The organism is Cyclobacterium sp. 10D3-21, assembly GCF_055809755.1.
This window is the reverse complement of the sequence record NZ_CM147924.1, coordinates 3,662,477-3,688,586: the sequence shown is the minus strand read 5'-3', so window position 1 is coordinate 3,688,586 and position 26,110 is coordinate 3,662,477. Positions and strand designations below refer to the sequence as shown.

Annotated in this window: 16 protein-coding genes; 10 read left to right on the top strand and 6 right to left on the bottom strand. The window is 38.0% G+C overall.

Going from position 1 to position 26,110, the window contains the following annotated elements; translation table 11 throughout:
• Positions 1-29 precede the first annotated feature (29 nt).
• Positions 30-2,489 carry a TonB-dependent siderophore receptor gene (locus AC0L7T_RS14710; RefSeq protein WP_473336091.1) on the bottom strand — a complete coding sequence of 820 codons (2,460 nt, stop codon included), beginning with the start codon at positions 2,487-2,489 and terminating at the stop codon, positions 30-32.
• 445 nt (positions 2,490-2,934) lie between these two features.
• Between AC0L7T_RS14710 and AC0L7T_RS14705 the strand changes: the two genes are divergently transcribed.
• From AC0L7T_RS14705 to AC0L7T_RS14685, 5 genes are all read left to right on the top strand, one after another.
• Entirely contained in the window at positions 2,935-3,396 is a 462-nt protein-coding gene (locus AC0L7T_RS14705) for a GbsR/MarR family transcriptional regulator (protein WP_473336089.1), read from the top strand.
• A 73-nt stretch (positions 3,397-3,469) separates the two neighbouring features.
• Positions 3,470-4,831 carry a TolC family protein gene (locus AC0L7T_RS14700; RefSeq protein ID WP_473336087.1) on the top strand — a complete coding sequence of 454 codons (1,362 nt, stop codon included), beginning with the start codon at positions 3,470-3,472 and terminating at the stop codon, positions 4,829-4,831.
• Positions 4,832-4,868: 37 nt separating this feature from the next.
• On the top strand, positions 4,869-5,918 hold the full coding sequence (locus tag AC0L7T_RS14695; RefSeq protein WP_473336086.1) for an efflux RND transporter periplasmic adaptor subunit: 1,050 nt from the start codon (positions 4,869-4,871) through the stop codon (positions 5,916-5,918).
• A 7-nt stretch (positions 5,919-5,925) separates the two neighbouring features.
• Entirely contained in the window at positions 5,926-9,081 is a 3,156-nt protein-coding gene (locus tag AC0L7T_RS14690; RefSeq protein WP_473336084.1) for an efflux RND transporter permease subunit, read from the top strand.
• 157 nt (positions 9,082-9,238) lie between these two features.
• Positions 9,239-9,478, top strand: coding sequence for a hypothetical protein (locus AC0L7T_RS14685; protein ID WP_473336083.1), 240 nt, complete (start codon positions 9,239-9,241; stop codon positions 9,476-9,478).
• A gap of 437 nt (positions 9,479-9,915) precedes the next feature.
• On the opposite strand, the gene AC0L7T_RS14680 is transcribed toward AC0L7T_RS14685, so the two are convergent.
• The 5 genes from AC0L7T_RS14680 to AC0L7T_RS14660 form a co-directional block, all read right to left on the bottom strand.
• The gene (locus tag AC0L7T_RS14680; protein ID WP_473336081.1) at positions 9,916-11,586 is read right to left on the bottom strand and encodes a RagB/SusD family nutrient uptake outer membrane protein; all 1,671 of its coding nucleotides are present in this window, start codon (positions 11,584-11,586) and stop codon (positions 9,916-9,918) included.
• Positions 11,587-11,610: 24 nt separating this feature from the next.
• Complete coding sequence (locus tag AC0L7T_RS14675; protein ID WP_473336079.1) at positions 11,611-14,634, bottom strand: SusC/RagA family TonB-linked outer membrane protein; 3,024 nt, start codon at positions 14,632-14,634, stop codon at positions 11,611-11,613.
• 939 nt (positions 14,635-15,573) lie between these two features.
• Positions 15,574-16,890, bottom strand: a complete 1,317-nt coding sequence (locus AC0L7T_RS14670) for a sulfatase family protein (protein ID WP_473336077.1) — start codon at positions 16,888-16,890, stop codon at positions 15,574-15,576.
• Positions 16,891-16,951: 61 nt separating this feature from the next.
• Positions 16,952-19,138 carry a polysaccharide lyase family 8 super-sandwich domain-containing protein gene (locus AC0L7T_RS14665; RefSeq protein ID WP_473336076.1) on the bottom strand — a complete coding sequence of 729 codons (2,187 nt, stop codon included), beginning with the start codon at positions 19,136-19,138 and terminating at the stop codon, positions 16,952-16,954.
• A 27-nt stretch (positions 19,139-19,165) separates the two neighbouring features.
• Positions 19,166-19,393 carry an MbtH family protein gene (locus tag AC0L7T_RS14660; RefSeq protein WP_473336074.1) on the bottom strand — a complete coding sequence of 76 codons (228 nt, stop codon included), beginning with the start codon at positions 19,391-19,393 and terminating at the stop codon, positions 19,166-19,168.
• A gap of 352 nt (positions 19,394-19,745) precedes the next feature.
• Here AC0L7T_RS14660 and AC0L7T_RS14655 point away from each other — a divergent pair, with 352 nt between their 5' ends.
• The 5 genes from AC0L7T_RS14655 to istB all read left to right on the top strand — a co-directional run bounded on the left by AC0L7T_RS14655 (position 19,746) and on the right by istB (position 25,860).
• Complete coding sequence (locus tag AC0L7T_RS14655) at positions 19,746-20,858, top strand: AI-2E family transporter (RefSeq protein ID WP_473336072.1); 1,113 nt, start codon at positions 19,746-19,748, stop codon at positions 20,856-20,858.
• A gap of 92 nt (positions 20,859-20,950) precedes the next feature.
• Entirely contained in the window at positions 20,951-21,436 is a 486-nt protein-coding gene (locus AC0L7T_RS14650; protein WP_473336070.1) for a hypothetical protein, read from the top strand.
• A gap of 34 nt (positions 21,437-21,470) precedes the next feature.
• Positions 21,471-23,000, top strand: coding sequence for a serine hydrolase domain-containing protein (locus tag AC0L7T_RS14645; RefSeq protein ID WP_473336068.1), 1,530 nt, complete (start codon positions 21,471-21,473; stop codon positions 22,998-23,000).
• Positions 23,001-23,570: 570 nt separating this feature from the next.
• On the top strand, positions 23,571-25,154 hold the full coding sequence (gene istA / locus AC0L7T_RS14640; protein ID WP_473336066.1) for an IS21 family transposase: 1,584 nt from the start codon (positions 23,571-23,573) through the stop codon (positions 25,152-25,154).
• A complete protein-coding gene (gene istB, locus AC0L7T_RS14635) occupies positions 25,141-25,860 on the top strand; it encodes an IS21-like element helper ATPase IstB (protein WP_473336065.1) in 720 nt (239 codons plus the stop codon). The genes istA and istB overlap by 14 nt, the downstream gene beginning before the upstream one ends.
• Positions 25,861-26,110: the final 250 nt, after the last annotated feature.

Here is a 26,110-nt window from a genome sequence, read left to right as displayed (position 1 = left end):
CCAATCAGGAAAGGTTACCATAAATTTTTCTAAAATATATAAGAGATGGTTGTCATCGCGCTTCTAGGAGACCCTGGGAATGCCCTTAGATAATCGTATCCACCTACCCAATGGGTTTTATCAAATAGATTATTGACATTCATCTGGATCTGGAACCTATTCATTTTGTAATAGATTGCAGCATCAAACAACTCATATCCAGGGAATATTGGTGGATTATCCGTTGCTCCCAAAGACCCAAATCGCTCAGACACGAAATTGGCCCCAAAACCAAAACCAAGCCCTTTGAATTCTCCCTGTTTGATCAGGTATTTGGTCCATATATTCCCCATATTTCTCGGCGCATTTGGCTTTTGTCTGCCAATTAGATTTTCGTCATCATTTTGGGTTATCACAGCATCATTAAAAGCATAACTTGCTGTCAAGCTCCAATTTGGAGTGATATTACCCGCAATATCGATTTCAAAACCTTTTGACACTTCCTCTCCATTCTGAACAAGAAGATCAGGCTGACCAGCCTCATTTGCATTGTACAAGGAGCCCCATTCAGTCAAGGTATACAAGGCTAAGCTACCACTTAATTTGCCATCAAACCATTCTGTTTTAGCACCTATTTCACCCAATTCACTTGTCAAAGGATCAAATGGCCCTCCTGCGTTAGGGTCATTTATGACGGTTGCGGTTTGCGGTTGATATCCCTGCACATAGGTTCCATAAACATTGATGTGAGGATTAATGGTATAAACCAATCCAACTCTTGGAAGCAAGGCGTTTTGGGTGACGTTGTCCTCAGTACCTATTTTATAATCCAATACATCCTGATAGTATTCTTGTCTCAGACCCAATAGAACTTTGAAATCTCCAATAGTCGCTTGCTCTTGAATATAAAAGCCATGAGAATTTAGTTTTGACGGCGCAAAATTACTGGTCGTGTAAATGTATTTACTCATGTCCCTCATTTGATTGGCAAAGGGATCTGTAAGGTCAAAATGGGTTACAATTGGAACGGGATTTCCCTGACCATCCAATAGGTAATTGGCTTTATTGTCTGGGTTGTAAGAATTGATGGAACTTTGACCATCTGCGCTATAATAACCTCTAGCAGCCAATTGAGACCCACCTGGTAGCAAAACTTGCTGAAAATAATCATAGCCTACTAACAATTGGTGTTCAATTTCACTGGTCTTGAAATCAAAATTAAAATAGTTACTGAAATTATTATTGCTCCAGTTTCGTTTTCTAATACCTACCCTCATACCGACTTTTTCAGGATCAATACTTCCATCACCCAAAACAGCAAAAACATTATTGGAACGGTGTTCCAAAAGATCTTCGGCATAGTTTGACCGCATGTACACCGAATTAAAACTAATATTAGAAGTGAATTGGTGGTTCAGGGAAATTGTAGCATTTACACTTTCTTCTTTTAGGTAATCATTCACCGCATTCAATGACCTTGTAATCGGGACAGAAAAAAGGTCACCATTACCAAAGACTGCTTGACCTCTATCTAATCTACCATCAGATTGTTGGTAAACAATGTCCAGGTTTAGCCTGGTTTTGTCGGAAGGCAAAAAGGAGAAGGAGGGAGCAACAACCAAATTTTTGTCATATTGTAAATCCCTGAAGTTACCTGAATTTTCGTATCCCAGATTAAGGCGGTACAATAAGGTCTCATCCTCAGTCATAGGACCTGTAAAATCCCCTACTACCCTAAAAGTATTGAAACTACCAAGTGTAGAACTTACAGATTGTCTTGATTCCTTTAATGGTTTCTTTGTAACTCTATTAATGGTGCCACCAGCAGAGGCATTTCCAAAAAGAGCAGATGCCGGACCTTTTATCACTTCCACGCGTTCAATATGGGGGATAAGTTGTTGTTTCCAGAAACTTGTCATGGCACGCATTCCATTCACGAGATTTCCGGAAGTTTTTTGTCCCTGAATCCTGTGTCCTCGAATGGTAATGTCATTGTAGAATGTAAATTGATTGACGCCACTGATGTTTTTGACTACATCATTCACACGGAAAGCACCCTGGTCAAGCGCCAATTCCTTGGTTACATAGCCAATAGATTGTGGAACATCCTTTAGTGCGGTGGCTGATTTTGTCCCTATATAAGAGGATTTGTTTTTATAGGAAGTTTCAGACCGTCCAAGAATTTCAACCGTTTGCAAAGTCACTTCACTTTCCTTCATAAGGACTTCAAGTGTGAGGGTTTCTCCTGGATTAATTTTTACCATTTTCACTTGGGCTTCATAAGCAAGTGAATTGAAGAGAATGCTTACATTTCCGGCTGGAATGTTTTTGATGGTAAATTTTCCATCAAAATCAGTGATTGTACCCAACTGGGTATCTTTGATTATCACATTGATAAATTCAAGTGGTTTGCCATTTTGCCCCTTTACAGAACCGGTAATTCCCCCGGTTTGGGCCATCAATGGTAAAACAGTAAGGCAAAATAATAAAATTAGTAGTGTATATTTCATAGTTTTTTATTTAGAATTGATCTTAATAGCCGCAAATTTAAAAGCAAATTTTTAGGAAGCAAAGCCTTTTTACTTTTATTTAGATTTATTCCAATTAAGGTAGTATTGAGGTTTGAATGACACCTATTACTTGTCAATTAATTTTAAATGCTCTTTCATGGAAAAATTAAGTTGGGCCGAGCGTTGGTTAAAAAACTAAATAAATATTGAAGGAAGAGGACACTACAATTTAAAAATAGGTAGGCTTTATAGGGTAGGGTCAATAATTGTATTATTGGACATATCATTTGATTTTAATCACTATGTTGAAATATTACTTTATAGTACCAATGGGGGTAATATCTAAAAAAGATAAAAAAATATTAAATTTTGGTTCATAAAATTATGAACCAAAAAAACCTTTTGTATCTTTGTGCCGTAAATAGACTCAAAAAAATAATAGAATATGACACTGACCACAGATCAACAACAGATTATAGAAAAAATTGGTGTTTTTTTCGAGAAGAAAGGAAACCAACCAATTCTTGGTAGAATCATAGGTTTATTGATGGTAGTAGAGGAGGCTGAAGCAACATTTGAGGATATTCAGAATGCTTTATTTGTAAGTAAAAGTGCTGTAAGTCAAGCTTTAACCCTTTTGCAAAGTCAAAATAAAGTTGAATACATCACTAAACCAGGTGAAAGAAAAAGGTACTTTAGGTTGAAAATTCGCAATTGGAAAGAAGATATTCAACATGACATGAAGGAGGTTTTTAAGTTTAATAATATCCTGGAAGAAATCATTTCCATGAGGGCTGATAAAAATTTTGCGTTTAACGCCTATTTGATTGAAGTTTCTAATTTCATGAAATTCATGGAAGCAGAATTACCAAAATTGGTAGAAAGGTATAAAAATCAACTAAAATAATATTTTTTTATCTTTTAAGTTCATAAAATTCTGAACAAACTATTATTTACTAAATATAATATAATTTAATAAAATGAAAAAACAAAACTGGATACCTTTAATTTTAATGCTCATTTTTGGGGGTGTTGTCAATGCTCAGGAAGCAATGGACGATGGATATACTTTAAAGGAGTGTATAGAATTAGGGTTAAAAAACAATGTCGCCATCAAAAAATCAATGTTGGATGAGCAGGAAGCTGGGTTTCAAAGAAAAGAGATTACAGGTTCGGGATTACCGCAGCTAGAAGCTTATGGTACTTATAATAATTTTATAGATGTTTATCCCCAGGGAATTCCTGGAGGGGTGTTGAATCCTAATTCGGATCCCAATGGAGTAGATGTAATTTCTTTCGGTGTGCCTCAAAGCCTCAAAGGAGGATTTAAACTAAATCAATTGGTTTTTAGTCAGTCCTATTTAATAGGATTAAAGGCGGCAAGGACTTCTGAAGAATTTTATAGATTGATGACTGCCATGACCTCTGAGGACATCATTTATGATATAGCCCTTAATTATTACAACGTTATTGCTACTGAACTTCAAAAGATTAACCTTCAAGCCAATCACGACAAGCTGGTTAAGTTGGAAGGAATTATCAAAGCGCAATATGAAAATGATCTTGCCAGGAAGGTAGATTATAATCGCGTAAGGGTAAACCTAACAAGTTTGGAAACCGAAATGGATAATCTGGAAACCCTAATCGAACAAAGGAGCAATTATTTAAAGTTGGTGATGGGGCTTCCGGTAGCCAATGAATTGAAACTTGCTGCTTACGCTTTTGATGAAAATAGCAACCCGCTGCAGATAATGTCATCAGATCCGGATCTGAGTGAACGGTATGACCTTCAAGTATTAGACAAGCAACAGGAATTATATGCGCTGAATATAAAGAACATAAAATCAGGTTATTACCCCACAATTTCGGCCTTTGCAGACTTGAATTACAATGCTTTTTCAAATTCTTTTGATTTTTTATCCAGTAGCCACCAATGGTATAGGGGCTCTTTGGTTGGCATACAATTAAACATTCCAATTTTTGATGGAAATCAAAGGAAATATAAGGTTGCTCAAGCCAGGGTACAAAGGGAAAAATTAAGGCATGACCAGTATTTAGCAGAGCAAAACGCGCAAGCGGCCTATTTAAATGCCGTTAAAAAAATGAAGAATAGCCTGAAAAGCCTGGAAGCACAACAATCAAATTTGATGCTTTCTGAAACCGTATTTGATGAAACCAACCAGCTATATCGAGAAGGACTATCTCCTTTAACAGATCTACTGGATTCAGAAACTGCCTTAAGAGAAGCTCGGGCGGCTTATTTTAATCAAATAATCAATGTTAAAACTGCGGAAGCGGACCTTTATCAATCAACAGGTCAGATAGAAAAGATTGCGAAATAAAATAATAAGGAACTTAAAGATATTGTCTTAAATAATTATGAAAAAATTAGTCACACCCTTGGTTATAGTTGTAATAGCAGCAATTATTGGCTTTACACTTTTCAAAAACAAACAAGAAATGGGAGTCAAAGCCGAACAAGCGATGAAAACCAGCGAATACATACCTGTGAGAACACAAGTGGTCGCTAAAACGTCAAATTCACTTTCGTTTATGACCAATGGTACTTTTATTCCAAGTCAAGAGTTAATACTTAAGTCTGAAGGGAACGGAAAAGTTATTAGGATTTTAAAAGACAAAGGAGATCATGTCAACAAAGGAGATGTAATTGCCAGATTAGATGATGAGCTTTTGCAAGCCGAACTATCAATTGCAGAAACAAAATTCCAACAATACACCAGGGACTTGGGTAGGTATGAAAATCTAGCCGGAACAGAGGCCATTACCGAAAAGCAGCTTGAAGAAATTCAAAATGCGCATAAAATGGGCACTTCAGAGATCAAAATGATCAAAAGGAGATTGTCCAATACTGTAATAACTGCCCCCATCTCAGGATACATTAACGAAGATTATATTGAAATAGGTACTTTAATGAACCCTGGAATGGATGTAGTGGAGATTGTAAATGTAAATCCTTTGAAGTTAGTGGTACAGGTTGCAGAAATGGAGATCGCCAATATTAAAGTTGGGGATGAAGTTCAGGTAAAGGTAGGAGTGATCCCTGACCAGAAATTTAGCGGAAAAGTTTCCTTCACAAGTAGTAAAGGAGATGCTTCCTTAAAATACCTGGTTGAGATAGAATTGAAAGAAACTTCTGACAAAATCAAGCCTGGGATGTTTGCCTATGCAACGTTTGATTACCCTGCTCAGGATGCTGTTTTAATAGAAAGGACCTCTTTAGTGAGGGGAGTTAAAAATCCTGAAGTCTATATCCTGGAAAATGGAAAAGCTGTTTTAAAACCAATCAAAATCTCCCAGTTGGGTGATAATAAATTGATGCTTTTAGACGGATTGGACATTGGAGATAAGGTAATTACTTCTGGTTTGATCAACCTTAAGGATGGAATGGCTGTAACCGAACTACAATAGAAAAGCGATGCAAATTACTAAAATATCTATTCAAAGATCCACCATTGTGGTGGTACTCTTTACAATATTGACATCGTTGGGGATATTTTCCTACAGTCAAATGTCCTATGAACTTTTACCCAAGTTCAGTTCAAATATAGTCACTGTATCCACACTGTACCCAGGATCAGCACCTTCAGAGGTAGAAAATTCAGTCACCCGTAAACTGGAAGATGCGCTGGCATCTCTGGAGGGGCTCGATGTAATGAAATCTACTTCCCTGGAAAGCTTTTCAATCATCACCATTGAACTCAAAGATGATGTAGATGTAGATATAGTCTTGCAAGATGCACAACGTAAAATTGATGCGATCTTGGGTGACTTACCAGAGGATGCAGATCCCCCTTCGTTGGGTAAGTTTAGTTTGGATGATATGCCCATCATGCAATTGGGTGCTTATTCTAATTTGAATGCCACAGAATTTTATGATTTGATGGATCAGCGTATTCAGCCGACATTGGCTCAAATAGATGGAGTGGCTCAGGTGAACTTATTGGGTGGAACTGAAAGAGAAATAAAAGTTAACCTGAACCAAAACAAACTTGAAGCCTTGGGGATTTCCCCGCTTCAGGTCAATCAGGCCATCGCCTCTGAAAACCTGGATTTCCCTACTGGTAAACTGAAAAATGATGCGGAACAAATATTGATTCGTTTGGCAGGAAAATTTCGATCAGTTGAAGAAATCAACGATCTTGTGGTTGCCCAAAATGGTCCATCTACCATTAGAATTAAGGATTTGGCTGAGGTAGTGGATTCTAAGAAAGAGGATGAAGTTCTGAGTAGACTAAACGGCAATGCAGCCATAGGGATATCTATTCAAAAGCAATCCGATGCCAATGCAGTAGATGTTGCAAAAGACATCACCCTGGCCCTTTCAGGCCTTGAAAAAACCTATGGTGGTAGTGACCTTAGATTTGAAGTTTCACAGGACAGTTCCACCTTTACACTGGATGCGGCGAATGCTGTTATACATGATTTGATTATCGCAGTCGTTCTGGTAGCTATTATTATGTTGTTGTTTTTACATAGTATCAGAAATGCGGTGATTGTAATGATAGCGGTACCTGCTTCCATTATAGCTACTTTCACGGTTATGTATTTGGCTGGGTTTACCCTAAACTTGATGAGCTTACTAGCGCTTTCTCTTGTAGTAGGTATTTTGGTGGATGATGCCATTGTGGTGATTGAAAACATTTACCGGCACATGGAAAAAGGTAAAACCGCCGTACAGGCTTCCTATGATGGCATCCGTGAAATTGGTGGAACCGTGCTTTCTATTACGCTTGTAATCGTGGTGGTATTTGTCCCTTTGTCGCTTACTGGTGGATTAATTGCCGGTATATTGACCCAGTTTAGTATCACCGTTGCAGTGGCTACCTTGATAAGTTTATTGGTTGCTTTTACCTTAATACCCTTATTGACATCCAGGTTTTCAAAATTAGAACACATTAATCCAAAGAGTATTTTTGGCAAAATCATTAATGGTTTTGAAAAGATATTGGACAATATAGTGGACTGGTTGACAGGGATTCTTAAATGGGCTTTTAATCACAAAGCAATTACTTTGATTGCAACGCTTGCCCTATTTATCTCTTCCTTTATGCTTGTAAGTAAAGGTTTTATAGGAAGTGAATTTATTGGGCAGGGGGATAAAGGAGAATTTATTGTTAGAATAGAACTTCCTAAATCTTCTACTTTAGAAGAAACCAATTTCACTACGATGGAGGTGGAACACTTCTTAAGACAATACCCTGAAATCACCGGAGTCTTTACCTCTGTAGGCCAGACTACTGGAGGTTTTTCTGGTGCTACGTCTACACCTTATGCTGCTGAACTTACCGTAAAAATGGTTCCTTCAGATCAGCGAAACAAGACAGCACCTGAGTTTTCTCGAGAGGTGGAGATCGCCTTGGAGGAAAATATCGTTGGTGCTGAATTCACTGCTGTGCCTATTGCCATCACTGGTACTGCGAGTGATGCTCCTATACAAATCTTACTTTCAGGTCCCGATTTGGCTACCTTAAAATCCTTTTCCAATGAGGTAATGGCAGAGGTCATCCAAGTCCCTGGTACCAGAAAAGTAGAAACTTCTTTGGAAGATGGGAATCCTGAAATAAGTGTAGAGGTTGATCGGGCCAAGATGGCAGACTTAGGTTTGGATATGGCATTGGTAGGTGGTACCATGCAGGTCGCTTTCAATGGAAATACTGACACCAAGTACAGAGATGGCGATTTTGAGTATGATATTAATATCAGGCTGGATGAATTTGATAGAAAATCTGTCACTGACATTGAAAATCTAACCTTTGTAAACAAGAGGGGTGAGGCAATCTTGCTAAAACAATTTGCCACAGCAACCCCTTCAGAAGGACCAAGCAAACTTACCCGTCAAAACCGGATTACTTCAGTATCTGTAAATTCCCAAGTTTCCGGAAGGCCTACTGGTACCGTTGGGGCAGAAATACAGGCCCGGATTGCAACGCTTGATTTGCCAAAAGAAGTTACCATAGCTTATGAGGGAGACCTTAAAATGCAAGAGGAAGGTTTTGGGAGTTTGGGTATTGCCTTATTGGCCTCTATTCTTCTAATCTACCTGATTATGGTCGCTTTATATGACAATTATGTATATCCTTTGGTAGTGATGTTTTCCCTTCCATTGGCCATCATTGGTGCCCTATTGGCTTTGGCCATGTCCGGGTCTTCGCTGAGTATTTTTAGTATTCTTGGATTGATTATGCTTATGGGCTTGGTGGCCAAAAATGCAATTTTGTTGGTGGATTTTGCCAATCAGCTAAAAGCAGCTGGCATTGAGGTTAAGGCAGCACTTATCAAGGCTGTGGAGATTAGGTTTAGGCCAATCTTGATGACTACCCTTGCCATGGTATTTGGTATGATGCCGATTGCCCTTGCTTCAGGAGCAGGAGCAGAATGGAAAAATGGTCTGGCTTGGGCCCTTATTGGTGGATTGATTTCTTCCATGTTCCTTACGATGGTTATTGTACCAGTTATATATTATGTATTCGATCGTATCCTGGCAAGGTTTGGTAAGGATAAGAAAAAAGAAATAGTGATTGAAGAGACAGAATTGTCTGAAACTGAATCAGAAGTCGCTGAATATGTCTAGGTGAAACTTAAAAAAGAAAAAGTAGTAGGCAGTATTTGGTACCCATTACTGCCTACTTCCCTAATTCTTTTATGTTGTAAAATAAAATAATAGTTGTAACCGTTTAAATATGAGTAGCTTGTAGCTTCCGTAAAACGGAAAATTTAAATCCTTAAAAATGAATAATTACACAAGATTGAAAGCGATTGTTGAGGTTTTGGGTCAATATGGTATTGCTCCGGTGGCCAAGGTCAGGCAGGCTGATTTTGTAGAAGACCTTGGATTTGACAAGGTATTTTTGAATGGATTAATCTTTGATGTGGAAACGGTCCTTCACATGGAATTGGAAGATGAAATTGTACAATCCTTAAGGAAACCTGAAGATTTAATTCAATATTTTCTTCAGCACCAAAATTAAAGTCTATAAAGCTGGAACTCCAATAGGTATAGGAGGGGATTTTAAACTTTTGGTCTAATTTACAGGTTTTTAAATCCTTCGTCTATATTCAATTCATCAGAAATCTTGTTAATTCTTCAGATAATATGAAGGAATACGGCATTTTTAAACTGAAAAGGAGTTGAATCTTTGATGGGATGGAGAACTTAAATTATTTTAGTTAAAATCTTCAAATATTTGGGATCCCAAATACCCATTTTTCTTACCAAGAATCGAAAGAAAATCTAGATACGAGAAGGGTTTGGTATTGAAAAGAATGTAAAAAAAGGCTAGGATACAATCCAAGCCTTTTTTTGATTAAACCTATTCTCTGACATTCAAGGCCAGTAATGTTCATTTTAAAGTTATTTCTATCAATTTAGAAAAGTCCTTAGGAGGATAATGTTTCCCAAGATGATTTAATAACCCGGATTTTGAGGGAAATTGGCATTGTTACCCTCTGCCCGGTCAATTTGATTTTGAGGTATAGGTCTTAAAACATGGAAATCTTCTATTCCAATGGATTTAGGGTTATGTGTCCTAACTCTTTCCAAAAGTATCCCCCAACGTTTTAAATCCAACCACCTTTGTTGTTCTCCCAAAAGTTCTCTTGCCCTTTCTTCTATAATCATTTCCATATCCATTTCTCCCGCAGAAATCTCCATTTGCTCTTCTCTCCCAGGAAATGCAGCTCTCCTTCTTACCATATTGATATTATCTGTGGCCTCAGCTATTTTATTCTGCATTAGTTGTGCTTCTGCCAATAGAAGATAAGTGTCGGCCAATCGAAATGAGATATAGTCTCTGGTTCCCTCAAACTGGGTCAAGTCGGCTCTGCCAGGGTCCAGGTGTTTATTCAATGTGGGGAATAGCCTTTCTGTATATGCGCTTGGCACCAATACTTGATATGGTTTTTTTGCCCTTTCTTCTTTAGACATTTCAAATCCTGGTACATAGATGGCAGTATCTCCCGCAGCAAAAGTGACCTGAGATTTAGAATTGTCAAAGGTAGTATTAAAAGTGCCAGGATTATTGGAATAATATACCTGTTTGAAAGACTGTAAATACCTGCTATCATTCTCCCTATCACCATAAATCACATTTAGGGTATAATCTGTAGGCATGTACCTTTTAAATGGTCTACCATTTTCTGTATCCCTGCGCATGCCAGGCTGCACATCATATTCCATTAAGAAAAAAACATGAGTGTTATTGCCTGTGCCATTGGTTAGTGGATTATTACTGTATTGGGTAGCAAATACTACTTCATCATTCATCTCATTTCCAAAGGCATGAATGTCCCCATAATTGTCTAAAAGTCTAAAGTCGTAATTATCGATTACCGACTGAAGCAAGGACTCTGCATTGGCATAATCATCATTGGCGCTTGCCTCGGAGCTTGCTTTAGTGACATATACCTTTCCCAGAAGGTTTTCTGCAGCAGGGCGAGTGGCCCTGCCATAGTCATCAGCATGGGAAACAGGCTCCAAATCGGGGATGGCTGCTTGCAAATCATCAATTATGGCCGCATAAACATCAGGGACTGCTGTTCGGGTCACTTCATTATTTGGGATAACAGATTCGGACAGTTGTAAATCAATAGGTCCGAAAAGTTGTACCAAAATAAAATAATGATGGGCGCGAATAAATTTTGCTTCAGCGATTCTTTGTTTACGGGTTTCTTCCGCCAAGCCCTCCACTTCTGGTGCTCTTTGAATAACGGCATTGCATGTATTGATCCCCTGGTACAATTGGTCCCACAATTCTCTTACATGGGAATTTTGAGAATCAAAATCAGAAGTATAGAAATTCATGTATTTGAATGATCCATCAGCTCCATTTGTATAGGTATCTGTACCGAAAATGGTGAAGTTATTACCTCTTTCTGTTCCATACCAGGACCTAAAAGAACTGTATGCAGCTTGTAATCCATCATTTAGTCCGCTAGGGGTATTGAGATAATCGTTCCCAATATTGGAAACCACATCTTCTTTCAATAAACCTTCACAACTTACGGCAGCAAAAATCACTGCACTCATCAAGCCGTTTTTGGTATACCTTACTATTTTATTTTTTATATTAATCTTCATTTTTAGCAAAATTTAGGTTCCATTTTAAAACTTGGCGTTAATTCCAAAAGTAAACTGTGTAACAGCAGGTGCGATATTTGAATTAATTACCCCACCTTCTACACCCTGTTCGCCGTCTATAAAGGTCTCAGGATCTATCCCGGCATGTCTACTTCGGTATTCGGAAAATATAAATGGTTGCTGAATACTGGTGTAAACCCTAAGGCTTTCCATTTTAAGGCTTTCTACAATACTATTGGGCATCGTATAACCAAGATTTATATTTCTTATTTTCAGGAAAGTACCATCAAAATACTGTAAGGAAGAGGAATATTTAGGAAATTCCTGGTTTACATTGGGTCGGGGATAATCGTTGGTAGGATTATCAGGTGTCCAGTAATCTACATCTAGATTGTTATACCTGCCAGCAAGGGCATTGAACCCTCCGGTGTGAAAAGCACTCCTTATCATTGATCCAAACCTACCAAAGACGAAGAAGGAAAAATCTATCCCTTTATAGGAAAACCTGTTGGTAATACCTCCGGCAAAATCAGGAACGGGTGAACCCAGTATTTGTCTATCATCAGCATTAATCTGGCCATCATTGTTCACATCTTCAATTTTAATAACGCCAGGTTGATCACTGTATACTTCCGCTTCATCTGCTTCATCCAGTTGCCAGATACCTATTTTATTCCAATCAAAAAATACAGTTAGAGGTTCCCCTATAAATCGCCCTGCGCCAATATCATCTCCGTCTGCCAATTCAAGAATCTCCTCCCTGTTTCTGTTAAAGATAAAATCTGTTGACCACCTGAAACCACCTTTGTCTATATTTATAGTGTTTAAGGTCAATTCAACACCTCTATTTTGGGTTTTACCAATATTGGTTATAAAACCTCCAAAACCTGTAGAATTAGGTAATGGTTGAGGAGCCAAGAGGTCAGTGGTAGTGGTAATGTAATATTCCATAGAACCTGCTATTCTTCCCTGGGAAAAAACAAAATCCAAACCTGCATTGGCGGTGGTGGAAGTTTCCCATTTTAAATCAGGATTACCAATTGTATTGGGAAGGTAGCCAAATGCTGCACTTGAGCCGAATTCATAGGAAGTTCTGCCAAGCAAAGGTTGGGTTTGATAGGGATCAATCCCTTGATTCCCAATAGAACCAAAACTGGTTCTCAGTTTCAATTGGTCTAAAACAGGGCTTTGCTGAAGAAACGGTTCATCACCTATGTTCCAGCCAACAGCTACAGAGGGGAAATAGCCAAATCGGTTGTTTTCTCCAAACCTGGAGGAACCATCAGCTCTTAAAGTACCTGTCATCAGGTATTTGCCTTTATAATCGTAGTTTAACCTTCCCATAAATGACAGCAATGTCCATTGGATTAAATTGGTGCTCGCACCAGTTATCTGGCTGGCATCCCCCAATCTATGGTATTTTTGGCTTTCTGCTGGAATACCCAAAACATTGATACTGGTATACTCCTTATTATCCCTCTGGAGAGATTGAAGTCCTGTAAACTGAAAAGTGTGGGCATCATTGAATGTTTTTGTGTAATTGATGATGTTTTCAATGGTGTAGTTGAATTGAAACTCTTCAGAAATGCTGCCAGTGGGATCTCCTTCACGTCTTGCATTGGTTTGAGAGCCAATAAATCTTCCACTTCTATTCATTCCAATATCTGGACCGAAATTAAAACGGTAACTTAGACCAGGAGCAATATCATATACAGCGTAAAAACTATTAAAGATTCGATACCTTTTCGTTAAATCCTCGTGGGCTCCCGGTACAATTTCAGCCAGGGGATTGGTTCTTAAACCATCCTGTGTGGGCTTAAAATTTATTGTCCCGTCCTCATTAAAGGTTTTGCCCAATGGATTCTCCTGGAGTGCGCCTCCTAAAGGATTGAAATTTCCCCCGTTTCTTTCGCTGTAAGTGGCAAGGGTAGAAGTACCTATCCTGAATTTATCATTGAATTTATGGTCAAGGTTTACCCTGTAAGTGTGTCTGGTAAAATCCTGTAACTTTACCACCCCAACATCTTTAAAAAAGTTTCCGGAAATAAAGAAAGTTGTTTTTTCATTCCCTCCTCCTACACTTACATTATGGTTTTGTATGGAGCCAGTTCTTGTTAAAGCATCAATATAATCAAAACTTCTTCCAGTTTGAATACTTTCCAGCTCATTGGGTTCAAATAAAGAGGCATCCGCTTCGGGAGTGGCAGGACCATCAGGGTATTCGCCAACAGCCCTTCTGGACTCTCTTTTATACTCTGCAAATTCTTCGCCGTTAAAATTTTTGATCCTCCCAAGGCTTTGACTGATGCCATAATAGGAATCAACTGAGACCCTTGTTTTTCCAGCATTTCCTCTTTTAGTAGTGATTATTACTACACCATTGGCTCCTCTGGATCCATATATGGCTGTAGCTGAAGCATCTTTTAAAACCTCCATTGATGCAATGTCCTGAGGATTAAAATCTGTCATTCCACCAACGATAGGAATATTATCAACCACATAAAGAGGGTCATTGCCTGCATTAAAGGAACGTCTTCCTCTAATTCTAACCTGTGGTTCAGCTCCTGGTTTACTACCAGCCTGGGTAACATCTACTCCTGTTGCACGACCTTGAAGCGCTTGCCTTACATCAGTTATGGGTAGCTCCAAAATTTCTTTATTTCCAACAGAAGAAATGGCTCCAGTCAATTGACTTTTTCTGGTAGTACCATATCCTACCACAACTACTTCATCCAAATCAGATATATCGGGTTCCAATTGAACATTGATCACTGATTGATTACCAATCGCAACTTCTTTTGCTGAATATCCAATAAAGGAAAAAACCAAAGTTGCACTAGTTGGAGCAGCTATGGAGTAATTCCCTTCCACATCTGCAGCGGCCCCTGTGGAAGTACCTTTTATCAGGACAGAAGCGCCTGGTATGCCCATGTTATTTTCGTCTACAATTTTCCCACTAATATCCACAGTTTGGGCCACAAGAAAATGGCAGTTAAATCCAATTAGGAGAAGTAAGAACCTTAGTCTTAAGGATAATTTTCTGTTCATAATTTTAGGTTTAAGGTTGATAAAATAGGTTGTTTCAATAGGTTTTTTACTTATTAATTTTAATTCAATGTAATTTTTATTTAAATATTTTGTAAAATTATCACACCATTAATTCATTTGACTTAAAATATTTTGAAGAAAATTGCATTAATAATAATAAAAATGACAAATTATTAAGCTCTTTTAAATTCAATTAATTAGTCAAATTATTCAAAACTAGATAAAATCAACTAAACATCCAAGTAAACTTAATTGTATAGATTTATCGAAAAATTTCTGTTATAAATAGTTTTATTTTCTCCCATTTAAACAAGAAGTTTGAGAGAAAAAATCAACGATTTCTATGGCATTTAGCGCAATTTCTGCCTATTTATTTTTAGGGTTATCCTAAACCAAATAGGGTATAAAGTATTTTATAAAAAAAAATATTTTATTGTTATTTATTCCATTGATTTTAGCCAATAGAAAATTGTTTTAAGTAAACTTTTATTCTTAAGTAACCAATTAAAGGGAAAATAGAATTGGTATTAATACCTCTTGCTTATGGAGAAAAAATTTACAGCCAAAGATTGGTGTTCGGATCAATTTTGAGTTTAATTTGTTAAATAAATTATTTGATACCTCTTTGTAGTTTGACTTTGAATAGACAACAGCATTTCTGACTTCATTGAAAAGTTTTGCATTCAATTGTCTAGTTCGATTTGAATAAATGGAGGAATCAGAAATTTTCCTTTACAGGTGCATATGATTATTTACTGGGCAAAACTAAAAATATCTGAACGGGAGAGTCTCTAGAGGAATTAAAAATAAAGGATGATCTCTGTTTTGCCGTTTCCAATTTTGATGGGCTGAGATTCTAAATGCTAAATTTAGAGAAGGATAGAGTCATTTCAATAGATAGGGGAGAACCAGTTTTAACAATCTACTCCTACAATATTATTAAGATTTGGCTTTACCTACCTCCATTTTATCCAAAACCTTCTCAAAAACCCGGATAACTTTTTCTGATTTCTTATCCAGATCAGCTTTCTTTACTGGATTTTTTTCGTACAAATCCTCCTTCAATCGATAGATATCCCCATTTTTGTAAAGCTTTAAATCGGTATTGTGCACAAATGTTCTTGGTGGAAATTTCCCCCAATTTGGAGCGTAATGGCAAAAAATCCAATCCCTTTTATTTTTAGGATTTTCATCTCCCAAAAGTTGGGGATAAAAGCTAATACCATCCGTAAAGACCATATTATTCTTAGTTTCAGCTCCAGAGGCTTCCATTAAGGTTGGTACAAAATCAGTGAAATCTATGAGGTTTTGATTAACGCTTCCTGCCTTAATTTTGCCTGGCCAATAAGCGATCATGGGAACATGCGTGCCCAAATCATTGGTATACCCCTTATTCCCTTGCAATAACACACCATTTACAGTTGAAGTTACGTCTCGATCAGTGCCATTGTCACCAATAAAGAGTACCAGTGTATTTTCAGCTATTCCCAGGTCGGTTACCTTCTTAATGATACGGCCTACCAAATGGTCCATATGCTCCACCATATCCGGAAATAATTCAGGGTTATTTAAGCGGGTTTTTGGATCATAATCCGGAAATGCTTTTGAACTTGGAATGGGCTCAAATGGATCATGCGTCAAAACCATTGGGAAGTAAGCAAAGAAAGGTTTGGCTGTATTTTTTTCCATAAAGGCCTCGAGGTAATCTACAAATAGATCTGGACCATATTTTCCTTCGAACAATTCTACACCTGTCTCCCTGGTATCCAATAGCGGATCTTTATACCTGGATCCAAGCTCTGTAACTTGCCAAAGCCTGTAATTATCGAAACCTGCTTCAAGTGGCAAACTTCCCCCTTGACCAGCAGCCAACTCTCTTTGTTTTGCATTTCCATACAATTGCCATTTTCCTACGATGCAAGTAGCATAGCCCTGCGCTTTTAAAAGATGTCCAAAAGTGGTTTCCTGAGGATCCAGGATACCAAAACCCCGGTAATTCCTGAAGTTATATTTACCTGTCATTAATTGCACTCTTGATGGTGTACACAAGGGCATGGAATGCGTGTTTTCAAACTTCATTCCTCCAGCAATCATCTTATCCAGGTGGGGCGTTTGGTTATAGTCATTCCCATAAGCTGCCAATGCTTCATAACCCAAATCATCAGCCATTATCAATATGATATTGGGTTGTTCCTGAGAAACAACTCCATTATAAGACAGGAAATAAAGGCATAAAATTAAGAAGGCGTATTTCATGTTAATAAGAGGATTAATAACCTAAGGTTAGATTAAAATTTTGGTAGTTAACTATAATCTTTTAAAGTGTAAAACTAAGACTTTTTCCAGCAAATGCCCCTTTAGGCATTTGAACAATAAACTGTGAGGTTTTTGTTTTCCTGCTTTTTTTGACTTTAATATCATTTTCTTTGGCGTTGTAAAGTCCGTCTAAGGTAAACTTAAGCTCCTTCAATTTCCTGGTTGGGTCTGAAATTGAAAAGGATTGCACTTTTCCTCTTTTCAGTTTTAGCATTATGATTCCAGCATTTTCCATCTGTAAATTCAACCCCTTTTCAAGCGATAAATTTCCAGATTGGTAGAACACTGCTTGCACCTCATTTTCATCGCTGTTCTTAACCGCCTGAAGCTCCGCTGTATTGGATAGGATTTTATATGGTGTTCCCGCTTCATAAATGGTTTTGAGTTCATTTTCTGAAATGGAGGGAAAAACCATATAGGCATAGCCACCATTCTCAGGTTTTACTCCATGGTCGAACCATACTTTCAACACCTCTTCTGAAACTACTTTTTTTGATATGTTTTTTTGTTCCGTTATATCCGACCATCGTCCTGTTTCGGTTTTATTGGAGACATGAACAGTAACATCATTCGGGAAAACATAACCAATATTCCCATGATACAACCACTTCAGTTGACCGATTTCATGGTCTCCTTCAGGTAGTTTTGCAACTGTTTTACCTGATTGTAATGTACTTACAGGTGACCTCATTATTACCTGATCAACTGTTGTTACAATTGGTAAGTCTTGGCTTCCTTTTATGCCCGCACCCAGACACACATAACTTTGGTAAAAGAAAAACCATGATTTTTTGGCTTTTGTGCCGTCATGAGGACTGATAAAATCAAAACCCACTGCACCATTTTGGCCATCTTCCACCGCTCCAACAAAATCCATTTTACCCGCTTTTTGGATGATATCTCCTCCCAGCAAGCCCGGCTTCTGCATGATAGTAGTTCCAGAAATTTTTTGCCAATCATAAACCGGCCAAATGTCATGGTATTCATCCCCTTTGAGCATGAGGTAGTTGGTACCATCGGCCCGATGATGGGTGGTTATTCCTGGTCCATTATAAGGTTTCTCCATGTTTTTATTTCTGCTGGAAAACATCCTAACAGTGGTATAATAATGAGGTCGTTGTACCACAAAATGCTCCGTTTGCCAAAAAAACTTCGCAAAGGATAGGGAAGGAGAGGACGCTCCTTTTCTTAACCGTATTATTTCTTCAAGTTCCTTTTTTCTGTAATCTGTACTTCTAAGCAACCGCTCTATTTCAAGTGTACCTTTTGGTTTAAAAGAAGATCGGTTGGCAATGGATCGGTTTTTTACACTGATATCTTCATATACGCCATATACCAATTGTTTATATACTCCATCAAGATAGTAATCGACCAATTGATTGATTTTATCTTTTTCAAAAGCATAAGAAGTGCCCGCCACATAGTCTGACCACTCTCCAAAAGCATTGGCGTATTTACCATAACCATAGGAGGTGGTATTGTTTACTCTGTCTTTTCTGTGATGGAAACTGTAATCTTGCTGCATTCCACGCCCACCATTATTAAACTTGATTTCATTGGCTATTATATCGATCACTTCATCAAAACCTTCTCTATCTTCATTAAATAACTGATTCTTGGCAAGAATCCCTGCTATAACAATCCGGTCACCACTTGGCCTGGCTCCGGAGGCATCCATGTTCGCACGTCCTATCATTGGCTGACTTTTATCGACCAGCTCTTTAGGAAGCTTATCGCCAATTAAAAGCATCAGGTTGACAAGGTTATTTGGCGTTGTAATTTGATTATTGTGCCAATTCTCCCCTATAAAATCATTGTCCATCCAAAATTGGGTGGCTAATATAATCTTCTCGAGTAAGCGTTGATTCTGATTGTAGGTTGAACCTTCTGAATGGTAAGCTTTGGCCAGAGCGACGAGTGCTAAAGTATGTTTTCTATGTGGGAAACTGGCTGTTCTGCTTAAGTCATCGTACTTGATGTTCTTAAAGCTACCATCAGGTTTTATCAGATCCATTAACGAGGCCACTTGATCTGAATCTACAGTACCAGACCTTAATTCAAGGACCACTCTTTCTTTTATTAAGGCTATTTCATTGACCTGTGCAAAAGCAGATGTGCTGCTTAGGAATGAGATAAGATATATAAGTAAAATTAAAAAAGGTCTTTTGGGTATATTGTTTCTTGTCATTATTTCAAATAATTAATGCGGATATTTCTAATTTATGTCTTTATTATTTTCAGCATCTTCCCTACTTTTTTTTAAACGCATAGGCCACATGTCTTTCCATTCATTCTCTATATATTCAAGACATTTTTGATAAGTTCCTTCCATGCCTTCTGCTTTCCATCCTAAAGGAATCTCTCGTTCTTTCGGCCAAATACTGTACTGCTTTTCATGATTGACCACCCCTAAAAACAGGCTGTTTGCCTCTCCTTCGAACATAAATTAGAGATTCATTATAATTTACAGAATTTCAATTTAGTTAATATCTTATTACCTAACAATATCTTTAATTTCGATTCTAGCTATGCATTAAGCCCGTTTTTCCAGGAAGTATTAATTGTATATTTATTATAAACAAAAGAAAATCAGACCGTTTAGCAAACAATTTTAAAACTTTTAAATGGGATCATTTGTCTAAAAGGATACATGTTCTTCGAGAAGGCTAACTTTAAAATATATCAGAAACCAATACATTTCAAAAGTAGCAGAAATAAAACAACAAATCGAAAGGAATGAAACTTAGCACATTTATTGCATTTTGGCAATAAGCATTTAGATTTAAAACATACACATGAAGAAATTCTTTTCCCGATCCGGCCCTATAGTACTTTCCGCATTAATAATCATGGCTTTGTATTTTTTAATTATGGGACTTGTAGCCTCACAAAAAGTACTGGCACCTTTAATTTTGGCTTTAGTACTGGCATTACTGGTTTATCCTATCGCACAGTTTTTAGAAAAACGAGGACTGCATAGAATAGTAAGTACCTCTTTTGTTGTAGGGATGGTTTTTGTTGGCTTTATAGGAGTTTCTGCTGTTATCTCTTTGCAGGTGAGGTCTTTTTTGGAGGATGCTGATGTTATGAAAGAGCGTTTGAGCCCGGTAGCTCAAAAAGTAGAAGTATTTGTGTTGGCCCATACCCCCTTGGAGCGAAGCAAGTTGGAGGCCTATAAAACAACTTATGGCTTGAATGGTGAAAAACCGAATGAAGAAGAAAAATCTTCGGAAGTAAAACAGGAAGAAGCATTTTTGATGTTGGGAAAAGTTATGGGTACCGCAGCTGACTTTCTACTGATGTTTGTTTACCTCTTTTTTCTTATCCATTTTAGACATATGTTTTACACCTTTATTTTGAAATTATTCCCTGATGAGAGCAAAGAAAAAGTAAAAAGGGTTACCCATGATTCCGCTCAGGTGGTTAGGCATTATCTAAATGGACGGTTGATTTTAATGGTTATTTTAGTGGTACTCTACAGTTTAGGAATGTGGATTTCAGGTGCAGAAGACTTTTTGTTGATCAGCTTCATTGCCGCCTTTCTTTCTTTGATTCCTTTTATCGGCAATATGGCGGGCTATGTTTTGGCCTTATTCATTGGCTTGTTATCAGGAGGGGAATTCGATACTTTAGTAGGTATTTCAGCCACATTTCTCATTGTTCAATTTCTTGACTCTTATATTTTTCAACCCATTATACTGGGCAATAAAGTAGATGTGCATCCCTTTTTTATTATTTTAGCGGTTATTATCGGTAATGCCATTTGGGGAATTATCGGTATGGTTTTATCTATCCCAATAATTGCCATTATAACCGTGATCCTCCGAGAAACACCGGGTGCAAAAGCATTTGCTTACCTACTCAGTAATGGTGAGGACAGTAATAGTCAACGGGAAAAAATGAATTAAAGGGCAAAATAGTAGACAGTCAAATTGTTATTATTTAAGCTAATTAAAGCAATTCAAACCTTTACGTAACGATTAAATAACTATTTTTCAAAATGAAGATTCCAAGCCTGGCGAACATTAAAAAGGAACTGACACAAAGGAATGAATCCGAATTGGTCGATTTGGTATTGCAACTAAGCAAATTGAGTCGCGACAACAAGGCTTTTGTGTACTTCAAACTTTTTGAAGCCGATAACCATGAACTGTATTTGGCAATGGTTAAGGAGGATTTGGAAGATGCTTTCGAAAATGCAAATTTGAAAAGTTATTTTACGGCCAAGAAATCTGCTCAGGCCATCAGGAGAATGATGAATAAAAGCCTAAAACTGACGAAGGACAAGGTAACTATCATTGAGTTGCTTTTCTTCTTCTGTGAGAAAATAATTGAATATGGTTACCTCAAATTCCGTCATCCTGTAATCGATAATTTATATGCCTCTCAGGTAAAAAAGATTGAGAAACTAATTGCAGGGCTTCACGAAGACCTGCAATATGATTACCAGGAAACATTGCATAATTTTAAAAAACACATTAGATAAATTATCCATTCCTACCCAATCAATAACCTATCCCATGAAGTCAGCTTTAAAATTATTTTTACTCTTTTTCCTTTCATTTCAGGCGATAGGACAGGAAAGAGCTACCGATTTTGCCTACAGTACTCCAGCAGAGGAGAAGGTAGATGCTCAAGGAATTTTATCCTTTATTGATGCGATGAAAGGAAGTGAACACGAGCTTCACAGCTTGATGGTACTTCGGAGAGGTAAAGTAATTGCAGAGGGATGGTGGGATCCTTATGGGCCTGATTTGAAGCATACCATGTATTCTGTTAGCAAAACTTATACGGCTTCAGGAATAGGACTCGCTGTGAATGAAGGGCTTATCTCCGTGGAAGACCAGGTGATAAAATTTTTCCCTGAATCCCTTCCCTCTGAGGTTAGCGAAAATTTGAAACAGTTGAAAATTAAACACCTGCTCACCATGAGTGTAGGTCATGCAAGGGACTATACTTTTTCCATTGTAAGAACGGAGGACTGGGCAAAATCCTTTTTGGCTGTGCCAATAGTGAATGAACCTGGAAGCCAATTCGTGTACAACACAGCAGCCACCTATATGTTGTCTGCAATTGTCCAAAAAGTAACTGGTCAAACCCTTATCGATTATTTAACTCCAAGACTCTTTCAACCTCTAGGCATAAATGGAGTGGATTGGGAAACAAGTCCACAAGGTATTAATACCGGAGGTTATGGGCTAAGGGTCAAAACAGAAGACATGGCTAAATTAGGCCAACTCTTTTTGCAAAATGGCAACTGGAATGGCAAACAAATTCTGCCTGAAAGCTGGATAAATGAAGGCAGGAGCCTTAAAATTCTCCAAAATCCAAGTGCTAGCTCAGAGGAAAAGGCAAAAAGTGATTGGCTTCAGGGATATGGTTATCAAATGTGGAGAAGTCGCCATGACTCTTACCGTGCAGACGGAGCTTATGGGCAATACATTTTAGTTTTACCCAAACAGGAAGCTGTCATTATCATTACCTCTGAAACTTCCAATCTTCAAGGCTTACTAAGCGAAGTTTGGGAACATATATTGCCTGCTTTCGATAGGGAAAGCAATAGTAGCAAAGATTTGGCACTGAAGGAACGTATGGAGAACCTTTCCCATAGTCCTACAATTGGGGTCCAAAATGAGTGGATGGAAAATAGATTGGATGAGAAAAAGATTGCTTTGGAAGATGAAGACGAAAGGATAAATTTTCACATTGATTTCCAATCCAATGACTTGGTATTGAATGTAATTGAGGAGCAAAAGGACTATAAATTAACAGTTGGCAAAGAGCATTGGGTTTCAGGCATGACCGATAGAAAGAAACCCTATTTAGTAGCAAATGCAAAAAAGGCATTGAACGGACTTGCGCCTTATAAAGTCTTTTCGAGCTATTATTGGGAAGATTTTCAAACACTCGTTATAAAGATTAAATACATTGAAAGCCCCCATACCGAAACACTTAAATTTTCCTTTGAGGGGAAAAAAATAACTTTTACAACGAGCAGTCTTGGGAATAGAGGAGCAAGTAGGGTATTCCATGGAATTTTAGAGGAATAATAAATAGTGTTGTTTTAAGGTGTTTATTACAGCTTGTCAAGTAGGTTACCTCTTGACTTGACACTTAACCCTTACCTTAATAAGAATACTGACCTTCTTAAAATTAAGATGATTCATGATGGAGGTAAGAATACCTATCCCACCTTTTCATCTTACATTTTTTAACCTACTGTTTAAGCTGTTAAAAGTCAATAGACACTAGCTTTAACCCGTGAAAATTAAGTAGATAATGACAAAATCTCAACTGAAGTTTGCAATAAAAAGTTAGTGATTTAGTTCTAAAATTCCCATCTAACTCTCAATATGTTCCTAATTACTTTTAGCGTGGATATTCCGGACTATGTTGACCCCCTTAAGCAGTGATCCAGAAAGGGATGTTTTAATGTGACATTCTGGCGGATACTGACCCCTTTATTTTTGAATAGCGTCAAAGTTTAGCTCTTGAATTAAAATAAAACGGAGCATATTGACCCCTATTTGTAGCTTCTGTTTGTTAAAAAACGGAGCATGTTGACCCCTTGGATTTAGGTTTTATTAATTAGTAGTCTAAACTACTAATTAATACTGATTATGGCAGGTAAACCTAAAAGAATGAGTCAGGTAAAGCAAATACTACAACTACACAATCAAGGTTATGGGAATAAGACCATTGCCCGGGATTTGGGTATCAGCAAGAATACCGTCAAAAGTTATCTTGAAAAATACCGTAAGTCTAAAATAAGGCTTTCCACCTTGTTGAAAATGGAGGATCACGCTCTTGAAAAAGTGTTCCACCCAGGAAATCCCGCATATAAAGACAATCGATTTGAAGTGTTAAAAAGCAGATTGGACGGGTATGTAGAAGAGCTCAAAAAAACCGGAGTAACCAAGCAGCTTTTATGGGAAGAATACCGAATGTCTCAGCCCACAGGATACAGCCTGAGCCAATTCAGCTATCACTTGTCCCAGCATGTTAAGGTCAAGAGTCCCTCCATGGTTTTAACTCACCAACCGGGTGAGAAGTTATTTGTTGACTTTGCAGGTAAGCCACTTTCATACATAGACCAAAGTACAGGAGAGATAATGAATTGTCAGGTGTTTGTTGCCTGTCTTCCCTATTCAGATTACGGCTTCTGCTTGGCTGTTCCCAGTCAGCGCATCGATGATTTTATTTATTCACTTACCTGCTGTTTGGAAAGCCTTGGAGGTGTACCTAAGGTACTGGTGCCGGATAATCTGAAATCTGCGGTTATAAAGGCCAATAAATATGAACCTACTCTTAATCGTGTTCTTGAGGATTTTGCTAACCATTACAACATGGCAGTGGTTCCTGCACGTGCAAGAAAACCAAAAGACAAGGCGCTGGTAGAAAATCAGGTCAAGCTTATCTACAATCGGGTTTATGCACGTATCCGGCAACAACAGTTTTTCTCCTTGCAACAACTTAATGATGCCATTAAGCACCATATGCTCAATCACAACCAAACTCGCATGCAAAGGCGTGATTACTGTAGAGAAGAACACTTCCTGTCTAACGAAAAACCTTTGCTTAAGGAACTGCCCGCAAAATCTTTTGAGATCAAGTACTACAAAGAGTACAAGCTTGCACCGAACAACCATATCTACCTGAGTGAGGACAAGCATTATTACAGTGCTCCTTATCAATATATCGGGCAAAAACTAAAAGTAGTGTACACGCGTTCTTTGGTGCGTATTTTTCATCAGCATGACTTGATAGCTGTACACAAACGAAAATCAGGCATTGGCAGGTATACGACCAATAAAGAGCACTTGTGCTCGACCCATCAACACTACCTGAACCGCAGTCCTGAATATTACAAGAAGCAAGCAGGGAAGCTATCGAAAACCTTGGAGGAGCTTGTGGAGCTCGTCTTTGCCCAAAACAGATACCCGGAACAGCTCTATAAAAGCTGTGATGGGCTGTTCAGCCTGTATAAAAGCACATCTCTGAAAACCTTTGAAAAAGCATGTCAAATGGCTATTGATTACCAAAATTACAGTTACCTATTTGTCCAGAACGTTATCAAAAATAAAACAACTGAATATGTAGAAGAACAACCCAAGAAGAAATTACCGGAACACCACAATATCAGAGGAAAAGAATATTACCATAATCAATTATCACTTAAACTAAAATACGATGGAGAACATTGAGAATCAACTCTCACAATTACGCTTGTATGGGTTTAAATCAAGCTGGAGTGCGCTTATGGAGACAAGAAGGTCAAGCGAGCTCTCGCTCAATGAAGGCCTGGAGATACTCTTGCAGGCAGAACTTCAGGACAGAGCTAACCGCCGTTTTGAAAGATTACGAAAAACCGCCAAATTTAGGTATCAGGCCTCACTGGAAGAATTAAAATACGATAACTCTCGAGGCCTGGACAAAGGACTTATAGCTTCTTTGGCTACAGGCAGTTATATAAACAACGGAGAGTCTGTATTGATAACAGGGGCCACCGGATGTGGAAAAAGCTTTACAGCCTCAGCATTGGGACATCATGCTTGTGCACAGGGGTACAAGGTAGCCTATTTCAATGTTCAGAAACTCATGCAACATACAAAAATGGCGCGTTTGGAAGGAACCATATATCAACTCTTAAACAAAATATCCAAGACCAGTTTGCTTGTCCTGGACGATTTTGGGCTGACCCATCTGGAAAAACAACACCAAATGGATCTAATGGAAATAATAGAGGACAGGCATGCCAGAACAGCTACAATAATAGTCAGTCAATTACCGGTAGGAAGTTGGTTTGATATTATAGGTGAAGCCACTATTGCAGATGCAATTTTGGATCGATTGGTGCATACCTCTCACAGAATCGAACTCAAAGGGGAGAGTCTTAGAAAATTAATGTAATTTTGTCATAGTAGCCTTTTTTAGTTACCAAAATCCAAGGGGGGTCAACATCACCGGTATTTCCAGCTACAGCTGCAGCTTAGCGAAAGTATGCCGAAAACAATGGAAGGTGATTTTTTTGATAATGCCCGCTCGCATAATCCATACAGCGAGATTTAGATTTGTCCAGGCCGAATACTTGAGGCCTGGAAATACCTTGTGGTCCCGACCTCTTGGATATCCAAGAATATCCACAGCTTGCTGTGGTACA

What these genes read in the sequence shown, in the direction of transcription:
- AC0L7T_RS14710 (WP_473336091.1), bottom strand. Translation starts at nt 2,489, where the DNA reads ATGAAATATACACTACTAATTTTATTATTTTGCCTTACTGTTTTACCA.
- istA (WP_473336066.1), top strand. Translation starts at nt 23,571, where the DNA reads ATGGCAGGTAAACCTAAAAGAATGAGTCAGGTAAAGCAAATACTACAA.
- AC0L7T_RS14645 (WP_473336068.1), top strand. Translation starts at nt 21,471, where the DNA reads ATGAAGTCAGCTTTAAAATTATTTTTACTCTTTTTCCTTTCATTTCAG.
- AC0L7T_RS14680 (WP_473336081.1), bottom strand. Translation starts at nt 11,586, where the DNA reads ATGAAGATTAATATAAAAAATAAAATAGTAAGGTATACCAAAAACGGC.
- istB (WP_473336065.1), top strand. Translation starts at nt 25,141, where the DNA reads ATGGAGAACATTGAGAATCAACTCTCACAATTACGCTTGTATGGGTTT.
- AC0L7T_RS14685 (WP_473336083.1), top strand. Translation starts at nt 9,239, where the DNA reads ATGAATAATTACACAAGATTGAAAGCGATTGTTGAGGTTTTGGGTCAA.
- AC0L7T_RS14650 (WP_473336070.1), top strand. Translation starts at nt 20,951, where the DNA reads ATGAAGATTCCAAGCCTGGCGAACATTAAAAAGGAACTGACACAAAGG.
- AC0L7T_RS14695 (WP_473336086.1), top strand. Translation starts at nt 4,869, where the DNA reads ATGAAAAAATTAGTCACACCCTTGGTTATAGTTGTAATAGCAGCAATT.
- AC0L7T_RS14655 (WP_473336072.1), top strand. Translation starts at nt 19,746, where the DNA reads ATGAAGAAATTCTTTTCCCGATCCGGCCCTATAGTACTTTCCGCATTA.
- AC0L7T_RS14700 (WP_473336087.1), top strand. Translation starts at nt 3,470, where the DNA reads ATGAAAAAACAAAACTGGATACCTTTAATTTTAATGCTCATTTTTGGG.
- AC0L7T_RS14665 (WP_473336076.1), bottom strand. Translation starts at nt 19,138, where the DNA reads ATGACAAGAAACAATATACCCAAAAGACCTTTTTTAATTTTACTTATA.
- AC0L7T_RS14690 (WP_473336084.1), top strand. Translation starts at nt 5,926, where the DNA reads ATGCAAATTACTAAAATATCTATTCAAAGATCCACCATTGTGGTGGTA.
- AC0L7T_RS14660 (WP_473336074.1), bottom strand. Translation starts at nt 19,393, where the DNA reads ATGTTCGAAGGAGAGGCAAACAGCCTGTTTTTAGGGGTGGTCAATCAT.
- AC0L7T_RS14670 (WP_473336077.1), bottom strand. Translation starts at nt 16,890, where the DNA reads ATGAAATACGCCTTCTTAATTTTATGCCTTTATTTCCTGTCTTATAAT.
- AC0L7T_RS14705 (WP_473336089.1), top strand. Translation starts at nt 2,935, where the DNA reads ATGACACTGACCACAGATCAACAACAGATTATAGAAAAAATTGGTGTT.
- AC0L7T_RS14675 (WP_473336079.1), bottom strand. Translation starts at nt 14,634, where the DNA reads ATGAACAGAAAATTATCCTTAAGACTAAGGTTCTTACTTCTCCTAATT.